This is a genomic window from Bradyrhizobium sp. MI1.11, from assembly GCF_055811255.1.
In genome coordinates, this window is sequence record NZ_JBVVPM010000097.1 from 1 (window position 1) to 14,361 (window position 14,361).

Genomic DNA, 14,361 nt, shown 5'->3' on the forward strand with positions numbered 1-14,361 from the left:
CCGATCTGCGCCTTACAACGTTCATCGCAACCTCCAAACTCCTGGTGTTGCGACGACCGTTTGAATCCGCCCAATACATCTCTATCAAGTACACCGAGCGCTTGGCTGAAGCTGGCGTCGAGCCTCCCGTTGGTAGTGTCGGAGATTCCTATGACAACGCTCTCACCGAAACCATCAACGGCCTCTACAAGGCCGAGGTGATCCATCGGCGCGGGCCATGGCTCAGCTTCGAGGCCGTCGAGTTCGCGACCCTGGAATGGTGGACTGGTTCAACAACCGACGGCTCCTGGAGCCCATCGGCAACATCCCGCCAGCCGAAGCCGAGCAACGCTGGAACAACCGGCCATGGCGGCATAACTTAAACCAAATAGCCTCCGGCAAACCCGGGGCGGTTCACAGGACCTCAAAGCCGTCGCGTAAGTTAGAAATTTCCGCGGCGACGTAAGAGCGTGTGGGTCTGAAATCGGTGGAAACGGTGGTCATGTGGTGATGCTTTCGCTGCGGCTTTCCAAGGCCGTTGCCGGTGGCAGACCGGCAGCCAGCGCTTCGGCGCGTCCGTTCACATAAATTGCTGTTTATCCAAGAAATTGCTGGGTAATCGAATGGCCCAATCCGGTTGCTCGTTTGTGGCAGCTTTTCACGCGCGCAACCTATTGATCTCGCGCCGTGGTTGAGGTTCAGTGCGCCCTGTTGTTTTTGGGCCGGGGGGCTTTTCAAATGCGTAGATTTGGCGTCGTGGCGCTTTGCGTCATGCTGGGCGGCTGCGTATCTACTGGCGAGACCGTTTCTTTTCGAGCGTCAAATCCGCAGCAGCAGGCGCTTATGCGAGATGGGCAGCCTGCCCTGGTGTCTCGACAAAAGAACTCACTCGTTCTCGTTCGACCGGCTTCGCGCCAGCTCCAGGCGAACGGGAGACCTGTGTTCATCGTCGGCATCAACAATCTAAGCAAGCAGCCGGTCGACTTCCGCGTTGCGCAAGTCGAGGCTGTCCAGCACGCCGCTGGCTCTGACTTCGAAATGAAAATCGTAACCTACGACATGTTAGTTCAAGAGGAGCGAAATCGGCAGGTCGCAGCCGCCCTCCTCACAGGCTTGGCAGCAGGCGCCAATGCCTACAGCGCATCGCACGCGGGACATGGGAGCTACACCACTCCGAGCGGGCGCACCGGCACCTTCTACAGCCCGACCGCTGCAGTAATCGCGCAAAACAACGCAGCAGTGCAGAACGAGACCATGATTGCTGCAACGGTGGAAACTGGGCAGCGCAACATGGCCGTACTCGAGCAGTCGGTCATCAAAGACAACACGCTAATGCCAGGTGAATGGTACGGAGGTCAACTTCATGTGGCGCCGCCAACCGATCAGGCCGGCGCACAGAAGAGCTACACCATAGTCATCACAGTAGGTACGGAACGACATGTCGTCGACGTGGCGCAAGGGCCGCCAGGGGTTTGACCGCATCGCTGGAAACATCCTTTCCTAGAATGGAGGATCAACTAACATGGCCGATGCTCAGGTCACGTGTATCAACAAGCAGCCTAGAGATAATCCCCATGAGGGCATCACTCACCTTGGCGGGTCTAACTGGAAATGGCCTAGATTGCAGGTGATTCAATCCATCGAGTCAGGCTCAAACACCTTTTTCACGATGGTCGATGGCAAGCGGGCTGACATCGGCGTCGTCGATGGTCCCAATGGCAAATACGTTCGAACGCATGCCGATGGCTACTATAACGACAACCTGCTGGCGCTCCGCGAGTGCCCGTAGCACTCAAACTTTTTGCGGAACCAGAACTTCAAAAACTTGCGGGAGCAACAATGAAGAACGCGATCGTAGCCACTATGGGATTACTGGTGGTTCTAGCTCTGACCCAAGATGCGAGTGCACGCGGCGGATCACACGGAGGCCGCGTCAGTTACGGCGGCGGACATCATACAAGCAGTCATGGGGGGAGCTTCGTTGGGAGCATCTCCGGCTCATCTCATCGTGGCGGCACCTACGTGAACTCCAAAACCGGCAATCGCTACGGCACCCATCAATAGGAGCGCGCTCCAAGATGGCAATGGCGCGGATTGTGCAGATTCGGTTGGGTAGATTCGCGATCCTTGCTGGTCGGACAGCTGTATTGGCCTCGCTCCTGTGGGCATGGTGGTCGCCTTCAGAGAGCCGGTATCGGGTCGGCCTCGGCCGAAGCCTTGCTGTCCCGAATGCTGGCCAAGATCGACACCCTCTGTGAGCAGCGGGACGAGTTGAAGAAGGCCGAGCCGCACCAAAACAAGAGCAGGGTCGGGGTCCGCAAACGGTGATGCCGCGATACTTCAGCGACGAACCTAAGCTGTCACCGTTCCTGAAAGTTTTGGACGAAGTCCAGGTGGTGCCGCACTCACGTCGAAGCATCATCGTCTCGATCGACCAGTACGCGGAAGCTGCGACCGGGAATCGGGAGTATTTGCTGAACAAGCCGCACTTAATTGGTGGTACTAGGAAAGCCAGGGACATTCCATGACCGCTTACGGCCGAATACAAGGGTAGACGGCGGTGGGGACACACCCCCTGTTAAAAAGAATCCCAGACGTTCTCGCGCCGAAAAGCAGTTGGTGTAATGCCAACGGATTTCTGAAATGCACGGTTCAGCTGAGATGCATCGCTAAAGCCGACGGCGGTCGCGACATCGGAAAGCGACAGATTGCGATCAGACAACAGTTCTCTCGCTCGCCCAACTCGCTTTGACAGCACGTGCTGGTACGGGGACAACCCTGCGGATTCTTTAAAGGCACGAATAAAGTGAAACTGGCTTAGCCCCACTAAAGCCGCCAAATCCGAAATCGTTATGTCACTTGAGATTTGAGAATCGATAAATTGTGTAATGCGCCTCAGCTGACGTGCAGTTAAGCCCCCCTTGACAGATTCCTTCTGAGAGCGCAGCGGATTAGCGGCATGCTGTAGTTCCCACAGGAGCAATAGGCCCAGCGTTTCGGCATAGGCTGGGTCATTGATACTTGAGCCATCCAAAACGCTTCGGAGCTTGAGGAGCGTTGCCCTGAGACTCTCGTTTTCAAAGTACAGAGATGGAGGAATCTCTGAAACGTCAGTTGCCTTCGAGGCTAATGCGAGATGGGAGAGATGAACCGCAACAACGGATGACGTCCGGCTTTTGAACCGATTCCAGCCCTCTACGAAAGATCCGGCCGGCACGAACGTTAATGTGTCTTGAATATCAAGTAGGGTCGAACGGATTCTTCCGTCAATGATCGTCTCACCATCGGCTCGGAGAAAGTCGTGCAACGCCAGATAAGCAGCGTCGGCCTTTACTCTGTACTCCAGCTCTGTTGGCCGGATCTGGACAAGCTCGGCAGTCAACCAGGACCAAGTGACGCGTTTAACGATGTAAGGATCACGCGCGTCAGGGCGCCGCTTCTCCCATTCAATTTCGCCGAACGGCTTCAAACTTTTGCTCCAAAGCGTTAGCGGTCCAATTGGAGTGTTTGGCCGTTTTCAATTTGCGAGGAATCGTCAATCGTCCAAAAGAACATACGCTCTTGGGGAAGATCGCGACCTCAACTTCAGTCGCAAGCTATTTCAGACGTTCAAACGCGGTGGAGTATTTGGCATATCGACTGGTAATTCGGGAACACCCAAAATTGCTGGAAATGCTACGAATTGCTTCGCACATGCTTCAACTGCGACGCGCGACTCCGACAACTTGCCCTTAGTTACAAATATTGCGCAAAGCGTCAGAGCAAGGCTGATTTGCGTTTGCGGCAGGGGAGCGTTTAGCTGCGTGCCAGTTTGTTCGCACATCTCTCATTTGGTCTCAAACATAGCTTCGCCCCGTCTCGAACACGAAGAAAGAATTGCATGGGTTCGACCCGTACAATCCGCGCGCTTGAATCGGCTTTGGGAGCCGAGCTTGATGCAAATCGTCCCGAACAAGTTACGGCCGCACGACGGAAGTCACGGGAGGCAATCCGGGCAGCACGATCATATTTTCTGAACGATAATGCCGTCGACGTACTGGATCGCCATCTGCTAGTAGGAGTGCAGAAGCGGCTCATTGCCGCCTCGACCTTTCAGCAAAGCCTCAATTGGATGCCGGCCAGCGCTCGATAGTGTCGGGACGCGTCGTTTGTGGCCGCTCTGAGCGACGACGCAAGAAGCTTGATGCGGGTTTCCCTCCCAGCCGCCAGATTCAGAGGACCATTGCCGTCGACCGGACTGCGATAGTGCAACGCCATGAATCGAAAAGCCTCCCGTTTCGGGAAGATTTTTGAATGTGATAGGCCGGCTCAGATTTCCGTTTGGCGCCGAGACTGCCGATCATCATCGCGCGCTGGTACACTCAGAATTGTGGGTCTTGGTACATTGGTACAGCCCGACGCTTGGGCTAGGCAGACAAGAAGGAAGGAAACGATGCGCATCCTAAAGACAATGCTCACAGCAGCCCTTGGGTAGTCGTAGCCGCGGCGGTCGCCGCCGCTCAGGATGAGAGCGCGAGCTATACCGATCGCACGATCAAGATCATCGTTCCGTTCGCCGCCGGAAGGACGACAGACGTCCTGGCCTGAATAGTCAGACAGGGACTGACCGCTGAGTGGGGGTAGCCAGTTATCACACAGAACCGCGGCGGGGCTGGTGCAACGCTCGGCGCTGACATGGTCGCAAAATCACTCCCGACGGCTACACCTTGTTGATGGGCGAGACACATCACGGCATCGCTCAGAGTTTCTTATACCGGGCCGCCTTATGACTTCGGACGCGACGTCTCGCCTATAACCGTCATCGCCGTGCTGCCAATGTGGTCGTGTCAACTCCAAGGTGCCAGCTAGGACCTTCGATCGAGTCATTGATCTAGCAAAACAGAAGCCTCGCAGCTTGAACTACGGCACCGCCGGAGCCGGCACCGCGCATCAACTCATCGTCGAGATATTCAAGTTGAAGACGGAAACCGATGTCGTTCACATGGTCCGTGCACCAGTCCTTGAACGTCGAGCGGAATCCGGGCGGCAAGGCGTCCTTGCCCTGCCCGGCTTGGGCTGGACACAGAGGGCTCACCCGGCCCCTGAGCCCCGGTCGCGCTATCTACCACCCCAGCCGGCGGCGCTGCTGCGGCCTCTGCTGCCACACGCAGGCTCTCCGATCTCAAGCCGCGGTTCATCTGCTGGCTTGGGAACGCCGCACCATCCTGCGCCACTCCGTTGCGCTCAGGACCGTATGGCGTCAATCGCGTGGGCGATCAGGATTGCGACCCTGACCGCGATGATGATGACTAGCAGCCAAGTGATCACGTCGTCTCCATCCATGCCATGGAGTGAACGCCCTCAATAGCGCACAGTCAAAAACAACCAGCCGAAAGGCTTAACTTCGGCGTTGAGCTGAGCATTCAACGCAACTCTTGCGTCCGGATTCGGTCCTATCGCCGGATGGGCCCGCCATCCAAGTTGTGTTGCCGTGATCTGAAAGCGCAATTCCGGCGTCGGATTAATTACCGGCCTGCAGCGAGTTTGCGGCTTCCAGACGCTTTTGCAACGTATTTATCTGGCTGGAAGCATATCCAACGGCAGCATCCTTTGTTTAATGCCTTCTTGTACTCGGCGATGTCCTTTTGGACAGGAGACGTTACAGATCCGACAGACCAACTGCCGGCTCATGTCGGAGTTTCGAGCCGTGGTACCATTTGAAAATAGTTGAAGCTTAAAGCATCCATCTGTACTCTAAGATCTTCTCTAGCGACCTATCTAGAATGCGACCGACATATCCGTGTCGCCGTCCGCCAATCTTTCCAGTTCAATCTGCGGTGTTTCACGGAAAGCGTGAACTGAACGTCACCTTCCTCTCCCAAACAGGATTGCGCTCTTCATCGACGGAGCCAATCTCTATGCGACCACCAAGACGCTCGGCTTCGATATAGATTACAAATGCCTGCGGAGCGAATTTCAGAGCCGCGGTACGCTTCTGCGCGCGTTCTACTACACTCACTATCCAGGACCAAGAGTTCTCCTCGATCCGTCCGCTGATCGACTGGCTTGACTATAACGGCTTCACCGTCGTCACCAAGCCGACCAAGGAGTACGTTGACACCGGCGGCCGGCGCAAGGTCAAGGGCAACATGGATATTGGGCTCGCGGTCAATGCCATGGAGCTCGCCGAGCACATCGACCAAATGGTGCTGTTCTCCGGTGACGGCGACTTCCGGTCGCTCGTGGAGGCGGTACAGCGCCGCGGCGTTCAAGTCACCGTCATCTCCACGATCGCGAGCCAGCCGCCGATGATCGCCGACGAGCTGCGCCGCCAGGCCGACGTGTTCACCGATCTCATCGAGCTCCAAGCCAAGATCGGCCGCGATCCCTCCGAACGCCCGCCCCCTCGCGAGCGCGAGCCGCGCTATCGCGCGCAGTAGCTCCGAGAACGTGAGACGGTCGCGGGGCCGAAGGGAAATGGTAGCGTTCTCGAGAATTGATCCCGAGCGAGAATGAGGATCCTTAGCGAATAAGCCCGGCATTTGCGCCGGGCTGATCGCAAGTAAGCTTTGCGTGCTCGCAATGGAGTGATTGGAGAAGAGTCTCCGCTGTCAGTCGGTTCGGATTGTAACGTTGGACGCCGGCTCGCGCGACTTTGCACGGGCGTGTTGCTGACCGGTCACGCTCCTAAGCTAAGCCTAACCCCGCAGGCATCGGCCTTGATGCCCCGGACCTGCTCGATCCGAAGCGGAGCGATCCGTCTGCAGACCCAAGTAGCATTCGAAAGCGATGTGAAGCCCAAAGCGAAAATAGTTCCCGCTCAGACGGACTTATCGGAGCGCCAGTCGGCGGCCGATCGCCAAAATTAATTCTATCTCATAATGATGATGACTCTGTCGCGATAATAAACAATAAATTGGGGAAAACAGAAGCAGGCAGTTTGCGATGGAAGCTATGCGCCGCTTTCGCGCGATGGCGTTGCTATGCCGACAGGCTGCCGCGCGTGATGCTGAGAGAAGCTGGAAGCTGTTCGCAGAGGCAGAGTACTGGGAGCATCTGGCGGCTACAGCTCTCGCTCGCTAAGCGCACGGAGTGGTAGCGATTACTCGATTGTCATGTGTTATCGGTGGTTCTTAATTCATGTTATTCCTTCGTCGGGTTGAGCCACTTACAGTCCCCAGCGTCGCGCGGCACAATGCATTGCGCGACGCCGTAGCGATTACTTACGCTCCGCGTCAGCCTCTTGCTCAAGCCGCAAAATATGTGCGCGCAGCGTGTCAAACCGCTCCTCGGCAACGTCGCTGAATAGCGGGTCGTTGTGACTCGTCGCGGCTGAAGCGATCTCAGTCCAATCGTGAGGCTCGAGAACCTTAACTGCCACTGGAAAAAAATCGCGATCTTCCATCCTCATGTGACGGCGCTCGTGCGCGATAAAATCCCGAATGATAAGATCCACATCTTCGCGCAGAATGCCACGTTTCGCGAGAACGCTGTCGACCGCCTGAGCGACGCGGCGTAAAAGTTGGGCCCCTTTCTGGTGTTCGCGAGCTAGATCGCCGACCTTCGCAGCAGCGGCTGGATCTCGTGCCCTCAGCTTGGCAAATACCAAGTCTTCCTGGGGATGATGATAAACTTCTGGATAGACTTCGAAGTAACTGATAACCGCGTGAATGACCTCGTAGTCAGCACGGTCGCCGCGGTCGAATACCTCGAGCTCCCGCTCGAGGATGGCCAGCAGCTTCTCAATGTTGAGATGCTCTTGGGATAAGCGCTCTATGATCATGGCAGAGCTCCATAAACGGATCTCAATATAGTCTATGGTCGAGTGTCAGCATTTGCGACAGATCAATCCGAGACAATGCGATTTTAAGATCGCGCAACTCGTGCGGACCATGCTCGCGATTGCCTAGCCGCAATTTAGACCCATATTCTGAATTGCAGATGCGTGTGAAACGGGAAAGCCGCGGTCTGCGATGGCGGATTGCGTCCCAAAACTGCCACGCCCCTCCCCGTACCGGCCTACAGCATGCCCTCACACGCATCGCTTCACGCCTTGCGGCGATGCCGCGTTGGATCGCGCGGGCGGTTTGTGAAAGCCAAGATGCAACTCGGCCGAGGCCAAGCACTCGTTTAGCGTTGCCACATGAGCAACCTCCTTTGTCGATTTTCTCTATTTGAACAGGGAAGAATAGGCCGCATGCAGCGGCTTCACGGCACTACGCCGGAAAAAGCTCGCCGGGATCGAACCGGCCTCTCTTGCGCGTCAGATCGGCCGCATCGTTGAGCCTGTACTAACGTAAAAGATCGGGGGACGTGCGAGCGTACATGCCTAGGCGTGTACGACGTCAGCTTCCGAGGCTAAGTCGGAAGTTGCCGCTCTTACGGTCATCGAAGGCTTGTGACCCGACTCGGATATCCGACAGAGGGTTCTGGCGGCTGGTGGTGGCCCATCGAACCAGTGCCGCCGCCGACCGGGCAGACAGCGCGCCTCGCTTGAGACAGCTTCGCTGCCGAACTATCGTTGCCCTTGAGAGAACCGAGACCTCGCTGCATCATGCCGCCAACTGCCCTTGCGTCGCGCAATCGTAGGAGCGGGCATCCGGGGAATGCCGGTTGTGATGCATCGGGTGGTGCCTCCCTCGTCTCTGCTCCAAAATGGGGAAGATCCCGATGATTGTTACCGCAACATACGATCCCTCTCTCGTTGCCCTGTCTATCCTGGTCGCTGGCTTCGCGTCTTACACCGCCCTGGATCTCGGCGAACGCGTGGCGCTGCCCCAAGGACCCACGCACCACATACCCACGCAGCGCGTACCCACGCACCCGATCTGGCTGGCGGCGGCCGCACTCACCATGGGAGGCGGCATATGGTCGATGCACTTCGTCGCCATGCTCGCCTTCGAGCTGCCGATGCCGGTGTCTTACGATGTCGGCTTGACTGTCTTTTCGCTCGTGCTGGCGATCCTGGGCACGAGCGGCAGCTTCTACGTCATCAGTAGCCCGGGCGCATGGCGCCCCCGCGTCGTGCTCAGCGGCGTCTTCATGGGGCTCGGCATCCTCGCCATGCACTACACGGGCATGGCCGCCATGCGTGGGCCCGTCCAATTGAGCTACGACCCCCTGTGGTTCGCGCTTTCCGTCATCGTCGCGATCGGCGCGGCGACGGCGGCGCTGTGGCTGGCGTTCGGAACCGGGGGCGCTGGGCAGAAGCTCGCCGCCGCCATCATCATGGGCGTCGCCATATCCGGCATGCACTACACCGGGATGCGGGCGGCCATTTGTAGCGCTCCCGCCACGATCGGGGACACCCACGTGGATGCGACCCTCGATCGGACCCCCTTGGCGGTGGGGATCGCCGGCTTCGTGCTCGTCGATCTGGCGGCCCTGTTCGCCTCCGTGGCCAAGCGCAAGCGCGCCGCGGAGGCCCTGCGTCAGACGCAGGCGGATCTTGCCCACGTCCAACGGGTCACCGCCATGGGAGAGCTGGCGGCCTCGATTACACATGAAGTCATGCAGCCGCTCGGGGCGGGAATGAACAATGCCGGGGCGGCCTTGCGCTGGCTGGATGGCCAGCCGCCAAATCTGGACAAGGCCCGGGAGGCGCTTGGTCGTACCGTCGAAAACGAAAAGCGTGCGGCCGACATCATCGGCCGCATCCGTGCCCTCATCAAGAAGGAGCCTCCGCGCAAAGATGCCTTGGAGGTCAACGACGCGGTCGTTGAGGTCATTGCCCTGACCCGTGGCGAAGCGATGAAAAACAATGTCTCGGTGCAGACGCAACTCGCGGAGGGCTTGCCGCCCATCCAAGGAGATCGAGTCCAACTGCAGCAAGTGCTTCTTAACTTGATCATCAACGCCGTCCAAGCGATGAGCGGTGTCAGCGAAGGGTCGCGCGGGTTGCTGATCGGCACTGGGAAAGATGCATCGGGCGGAGTGCTCGTCGCCGTGCAGGATTCTGGCCCGGGACTGAAACCGGAGAGTTTTGAACACCTGTTCGACTCATTCTACACCACCAAGCCCGGCGGCATGGGCATGGGGCTATCGATCTGCCGTTCGATTGTCGAAGCTCACGGGGGACGCATATGGGCCACCCCAAACGCCGGACCAGGCATCACCGTGCAATTCACTTTGCCGATTCAAGCCACGGCATCCGCGACCGACGGCGTGATCTTCAATACTATTCAGAAATTCTCCCCCGCCACCGGCAATAGATGATGAAGGTCGGGCACTCCGAGAAGTCTGGTTCTGTGCGTCGGCTCAAAGCAGTTGGACGTCGGCCGCCGCCGAGGTCTGCTTCTGGGCCCAGGGCCGACGTGCATCCTTGTCGGCCTTGACCCAGTGGCAGGGGCAAACCGGACGCGCATTTATAGTACGCGCTCTAAGCCGCAGCCCTCTGTCCGTCCCCCAGAGCGGCGTTCAGCGCAGCGACCGCCGCCCGAACCTCCTTCGCGGCCATGCGCGTCGCGGACTGCCCGCCAAATCCCAAAAACTCACCAATCTCCGCCAGTGTGCTGTTGGCGCGGCCGCGCAGCGTCGCAGGGATATCGATGTCGAGCGCCTTCACCTTCGAGAACATCGGGATGCTACCGGTCTTCAACCCGGAGGTCTGCAATGGGTGGTCCTTAGCTGAGCGCTTAGCGTACGTGGGCAGATTGCGAGTTGAATGACAGCGCCCACGTTCATCGCACTCCCGTGCCGTGGAGGAGCTGTTCACGGATCCAAACCTCACATCGGCCTATGACTTGCTAGATCACTCCGATTCGAAAACGGCGTCAGCGTGGGAAAGCAAGAAAGACTTCGAAACGAAATGTCAGGTAGCACGTTGCCATTCTCCCCGTCACTGGCGCCATAGGGCCGGTTTAGAAGGAAGTCTCGATTGCCGAGAGCGCCTCGGGTGTTGGGGTATTTTTCGTCGGCGAGCTACTCCCGCCCGACTTTTGTTTCAGGCTCGTGTACGTGATGAACCGCATTAGGTCAGCGTCAGCCGCGGCGTAAATTGTGCAAGGTAATTTCCGGCGGGCAATTGAGGCGCACGGGAACGACGCTCGAGCCCGCACCAACGGAAGTATAGCCGGTCATATCTCTGTACTGCCAAGGCCCAGCCCCCATCCGCCTTGGCAGCACCGCCTCAAGCTTGATGGGAATGGATCCGGGGAGACAAATCTGACCGCCGTGGGTGTGTCCGCTCAGCATCAGATCAAAGTTGGCATGCGCAGCCTGACGATAGACCTCCGGTGTGTGAGACAACAAGATCGAGAACTCACCGCGGGGTATCGAGAGAGCGGCCTTTTCGATGTTGTCCACTCTGAAGAAATGTGCATCGTCGATTCCCGCCAGATAGATCCGCTGGTCCTTGCGAACGATTGTTTCGCATTCATTGAGCAGCACGCGAATGCCCATAGCTTCGAGCCCGGGGACCATTCGAATCGTATCGTGGTTGCCGAGCACCGCATAGATTGGCTGTTTCAGATGAGTTGCCACTCGCGCGACACCATCCAGTGCGGGCTGGAACGGCCCAACAGTCCGCCCCCGATAATCGCCAGTTAGGACACACACATCGTACTGCATGCTGCCAACCAGCTCGATGAGTCTGTTCATGGCAACTTCATTCATATCCACGTGAAGGTCGCTAACGTGGAGAATGGTGAAGCCCTCAAAGAGCGGCGGTAATGTCTTGAACCTCATTTCGTTTCGTTTGACGAGAATGCGTTCTGCATTCTGTCGTGCACGCCAGTAAAGCCCCGTTGCCTTCAGAACATTTCGAATGATCCACTCGGCCCAAGATGAGTTTTCAAGGTGAAAAAATGTGAGGCCCTGGCCAAATACCTGAGCTTCGTGATCTCTCTCAATCCCCAATCGCTGCCGGGCATGGAGCGGCCCGAGACGGATCTCGAGCTTGCGCAGAATGTCTTCGTCCACCAGCTAGTCCTTTTGAACGGCCTTCGGGTAGATATAGCGTATTCTCATGAGGCCAAGGTCAACCCGACAGTGGTTAATTCCCACGCATCCACTAAATATCGCGTTGGGTCATTTGGCTCGTGCACTGCAGCAAACTGCATCGCTATTCGATCACGTCGGCGCGGCCGAGCAGCGACAGCGACTTCAGGTTATGGATGAGGCACGACCGGGGGCCTTGAATGACCGGCGCAAGACGTCCCGCTGAAGGGCGCCCACAATGGTCAATGAAGATCGAACTACCGTCGGATGCAACTATAAGCTAACCTGAAGAAATGCAATTTCTGCATATTCTGCAATTATTGGTTTTAATGACGTTGGCGAACGGCACACCGATCGTTGCAAAGAAGATTTTTGGCCCACGTTTTTCCTTTCCGGTGGATGCCGGCATCGTATTGTTTGATGGGAGGCCGTTGTTTGGGCCATCGAAAACTATCCGCGGTATTTTGATTTCAGTCATCATCACGACAGCAAGCGCTCCGCTTATCGGTCTGGATCCGACGATCGGTGCAATCATAGCGGGCGCGGCTATGGCGGGCGATTTGTTCTCCAGCTTCCTGAAGCGCCGCCTAAAGTATCCGCCGAGCAGCCAGTCACTCGGGCTCGATCAGATTCCCGAATCCCTATTTCCGATGCTGGCATGCCGCGACGCTCTTTCATTGACGATCGCAGACATAGCGCTTGGCGTCGGGGTCTTTTTTATTGGCGCGCTAATTCTGTCTCGTTTTCTATTCCGAGCCAACCTGCGCGACGAACCATATTAGCCCGCCGTTAGCCCGAACGAAGCCGGTGCAGGGTGATTTCTGGCGGACAGTTGAGACGAACAGGAACGACGCTCGATCCAGCACCCACAGAGGTGTAGCCAGCCATGTCGTGATACTGCCAAGCTCCTGCCCCCATCCGTCGAGGCAAGTCTGCATCAAGTATGATCGGAATAGATCCTGGCAGACAGATCTGCCCACCGTGCGTATGCCCGCTCAGCAACAAATTAAAATCGGCATGAGCCGCCTGACGATAAATCTCCGGTGTGTGTGACAATAAAATAGAGAACTCGCCATACGGGATCTGCAACGCAGCTTTTTCGATATCGTCGGCCTTGAAGTAGTGGGCGTCATCGATCCCGGCTAGATAGATTTGCTGATCGCCGCGCACAATCGCCTCGCTCTCGTTGAACAGCATACGTATTCCCATGGCTTCCAGCCCCGGAACCATTTGGATGGTATCGTGGTCGCCCAGAACCCCATAAACGGGCTCCTTTAGATGAGCTCGCACTCGTGCGACGCCGTTCAAGGTTGCCTCGAACGGTCCAAAGTTCTTCCCCCGATAGTCGCCGGTTAGAACACATAGATCGTAGCGCATGTCGCCGACGAGTTCGATCAAGCGCTGCATGGCAGCTTCATTCATGTCCACATGCATGTCGCTAAGGTGGAGTATGGTGAAGCCGTCGAAAAGCGGTGGCAACGCCTTGAACGTAACATCATTGCGCTTGACGAATATGCTTCCTGTATTTCGGCGTCCGCGCCAGTAGAGACCGGTCAGCTTAAGTGCATTTCGAATGACAGAATGGACTGGATACCAGTTCCTTATGTGAAAAGAGAGGAGCCCCCGGCCGAAGATTTGTGCCTCGTGGTCCGTCTCGATACCCAATCGCTGTCTCGCATGGAGCGGTCCGAGACGCTCCTCCAGTTTGCGCAAGATCACTTCGTCCATGGAACAACTTCCTCCGAAATCGGCTCGACCTTCCATGGAGGTGCGGTTACCGGCGCACACGTTGCATTTACCTTGAGCATGCCTCGGTTGATATAGTCACCGAGTTGCAAAAGTCGGGGCTCTCCATTCCCCGGCAACAGACATCGCCAATTCATAAACCATCAGCTCCGGTCCGCGTTGGTTTACCAGATCCCCTAAGCTTTCTCGTCCGCGAGCATGCAATGGTGGCTGCAGATCGGGGACAAATCCCGACAGGGAGCGTCAGGGTCAGGCCGCATCCCGCTATCTCGGGAAGGCAATGCCTACAAAAACAACGCCACAAAGGCCAAAACGCAAGAAGTCAAAAGTGACCTCGTTGCCGTCCTCCGCGGCATCGATGCTATCGGTGGCCACGCAAAACCTGATTAATAAGTCGCAGTATCCGCCGTCTCGGGCACAGTTCTGCTCGGGCTTCTTGCTGCCAGGCATTTTTGACGAGCAGCATTCGCGTATGCGTGAATCCCCTTTTCAACCGCCTAGCGCACCTCGTCCATGGCAACTATGCTACAACCACCTTTCATATTTAGTCTTCAGCGACGCATTTCTTCCCCACTCTCATTCCTCAGAAAGTACCTCCGAAAGCAAAAATGGCCTCCACTACTAACAAGATCGGGCTCTTCATTGTCATTCGGCCTGCAATATTGACCCCCTAAGCCGGGGGATCGGCGTCCAAAATTGACCCCCTATAGGTTGGTCTGT

Annotated in this window: 10 protein-coding genes and 2 pseudogenes; 7 read left to right on the forward strand and 5 right to left on the reverse strand. The window is 57.0% G+C overall.

Features of this window, described 5'->3' with window-relative positions; all coding sequences use genetic code 11:
• From AC0L30_RS40970 to AC0L30_RS40980, 3 genes and pseudogenes are all read left to right on the forward strand, one after another.
• Positions 1–445 (forward strand): annotated as a pseudogene (locus AC0L30_RS40970) (integrase core domain-containing protein); the annotation flags it as partial.
• 473 nt (positions 446–918) lie between these two features.
• Complete coding sequence (locus AC0L30_RS40975) at positions 919–1,455, forward strand: hypothetical protein (RefSeq protein ID WP_354202965.1); 537 nt, start codon at positions 919–921, stop codon at positions 1,453–1,455.
• A 46-nt stretch (positions 1,456–1,501) separates the two neighbouring features.
• A complete protein-coding gene (locus AC0L30_RS40980; protein WP_354202964.1) occupies positions 1,502–1,768 on the forward strand; it encodes a DUF3892 domain-containing protein in 267 nt (88 codons plus the stop codon).
• Positions 1,769–2,557: 789 nt separating this feature from the next.
• Here AC0L30_RS40980 and AC0L30_RS40985 read toward each other — a convergent pair.
• Positions 2,558–3,448 (reverse strand): helix-turn-helix domain-containing protein, encoded by an 891-nt coding sequence (locus AC0L30_RS40985; protein ID WP_473406635.1) that lies wholly within the window; start codon positions 3,446–3,448, stop codon positions 2,558–2,560.
• 1,368 nt (positions 3,449–4,816) lie between these two features.
• On the opposite strand from AC0L30_RS40985, the gene AC0L30_RS40990 reads away from it, so the two are divergent.
• Both AC0L30_RS40990 and AC0L30_RS40995 read left to right on the forward strand, forming a co-directional pair.
• Positions 4,817–5,326 carry a hypothetical protein gene (locus tag AC0L30_RS40990; RefSeq protein ID WP_354202940.1) on the forward strand — a complete coding sequence of 170 codons (510 nt, stop codon included), beginning with the start codon at positions 4,817–4,819 and terminating at the stop codon, positions 5,324–5,326.
• Positions 5,327–5,845: 519 nt separating this feature from the next.
• A pseudogene (locus AC0L30_RS40995) lies at positions 5,846–6,398 on the forward strand (LabA-like NYN domain-containing protein).
• 779 nt (positions 6,399–7,177) lie between these two features.
• Here AC0L30_RS40995 and AC0L30_RS41000 read toward each other — a convergent pair.
• Entirely contained in the window at positions 7,178–7,741 is a 564-nt protein-coding gene (locus tag AC0L30_RS41000; RefSeq protein WP_009859269.1) for a hemerythrin domain-containing protein, read from the reverse strand.
• 887 nt (positions 7,742–8,628) lie between these two features.
• Here AC0L30_RS41000 and AC0L30_RS41005 point away from each other — a divergent pair.
• A complete protein-coding gene (locus tag AC0L30_RS41005) occupies positions 8,629–10,173 on the forward strand; it encodes an MHYT domain-containing protein (protein ID WP_354202938.1) in 1,545 nt (514 codons plus the stop codon).
• Between the two features lie 163 nt (positions 10,174–10,336).
• Here AC0L30_RS41005 and AC0L30_RS41010 read toward each other — a convergent pair whose 3' ends face one another.
• Together AC0L30_RS41010 and AC0L30_RS41015 are read right to left on the reverse strand one after the other, a co-directional pair.
• Positions 10,337–10,570, reverse strand: coding sequence for a hypothetical protein (locus tag AC0L30_RS41010; protein ID WP_354202937.1), 234 nt, complete (start codon positions 10,568–10,570; stop codon positions 10,337–10,339).
• Positions 10,571–10,938: 368 nt separating this feature from the next.
• Positions 10,939–11,877: a metallophosphoesterase gene (locus tag AC0L30_RS41015; protein WP_354202936.1), complete on the reverse strand. Its 939-nt coding sequence runs from the start codon at positions 11,875–11,877 to the stop codon at positions 10,939–10,941.
• Positions 11,878–12,188: 311 nt separating this feature from the next.
• Here AC0L30_RS41015 and AC0L30_RS41020 point away from each other — a divergent pair, with 311 nt between their 5' ends.
• Positions 12,189–12,677 (forward strand): cytidylyltransferase family protein, encoded by a 489-nt coding sequence (locus AC0L30_RS41020; protein WP_473406636.1) that lies wholly within the window; start codon positions 12,189–12,191, stop codon positions 12,675–12,677.
• Positions 12,678–12,684: 7 nt separating this feature from the next.
• On the opposite strand, the gene AC0L30_RS41025 is transcribed toward AC0L30_RS41020, so the two are convergent.
• Positions 12,685–13,623, reverse strand: coding sequence for a metallophosphoesterase (locus AC0L30_RS41025; protein WP_354202934.1), 939 nt, complete (start codon positions 13,621–13,623; stop codon positions 12,685–12,687).
• Positions 13,624–14,361: the final 738 nt, after the last annotated feature.

Excerpts from the sequence above, each read along its gene's own strand:
- AC0L30_RS41005 (WP_354202938.1), top strand. The coding sequence starts at position 8,629 with ATGATTGTTACCGCAACATACGATCCCTCTCTCGTTGCCCTGTCTATC.
- AC0L30_RS41020 (WP_473406636.1), top strand. The coding sequence starts at position 12,189 with ATGCAATTTCTGCATATTCTGCAATTATTGGTTTTAATGACGTTGGCG.
- AC0L30_RS40980 (WP_354202964.1), top strand. The coding sequence starts at position 1,502 with ATGGCCGATGCTCAGGTCACGTGTATCAACAAGCAGCCTAGAGATAAT.
- AC0L30_RS41000 (WP_009859269.1), bottom strand. The coding sequence starts at position 7,741 with ATGATCATAGAGCGCTTATCCCAAGAGCATCTCAACATTGAGAAGCTG.
- AC0L30_RS41025 (WP_354202934.1), bottom strand. The coding sequence starts at position 13,623 with ATGGACGAAGTGATCTTGCGCAAACTGGAGGAGCGTCTCGGACCGCTC.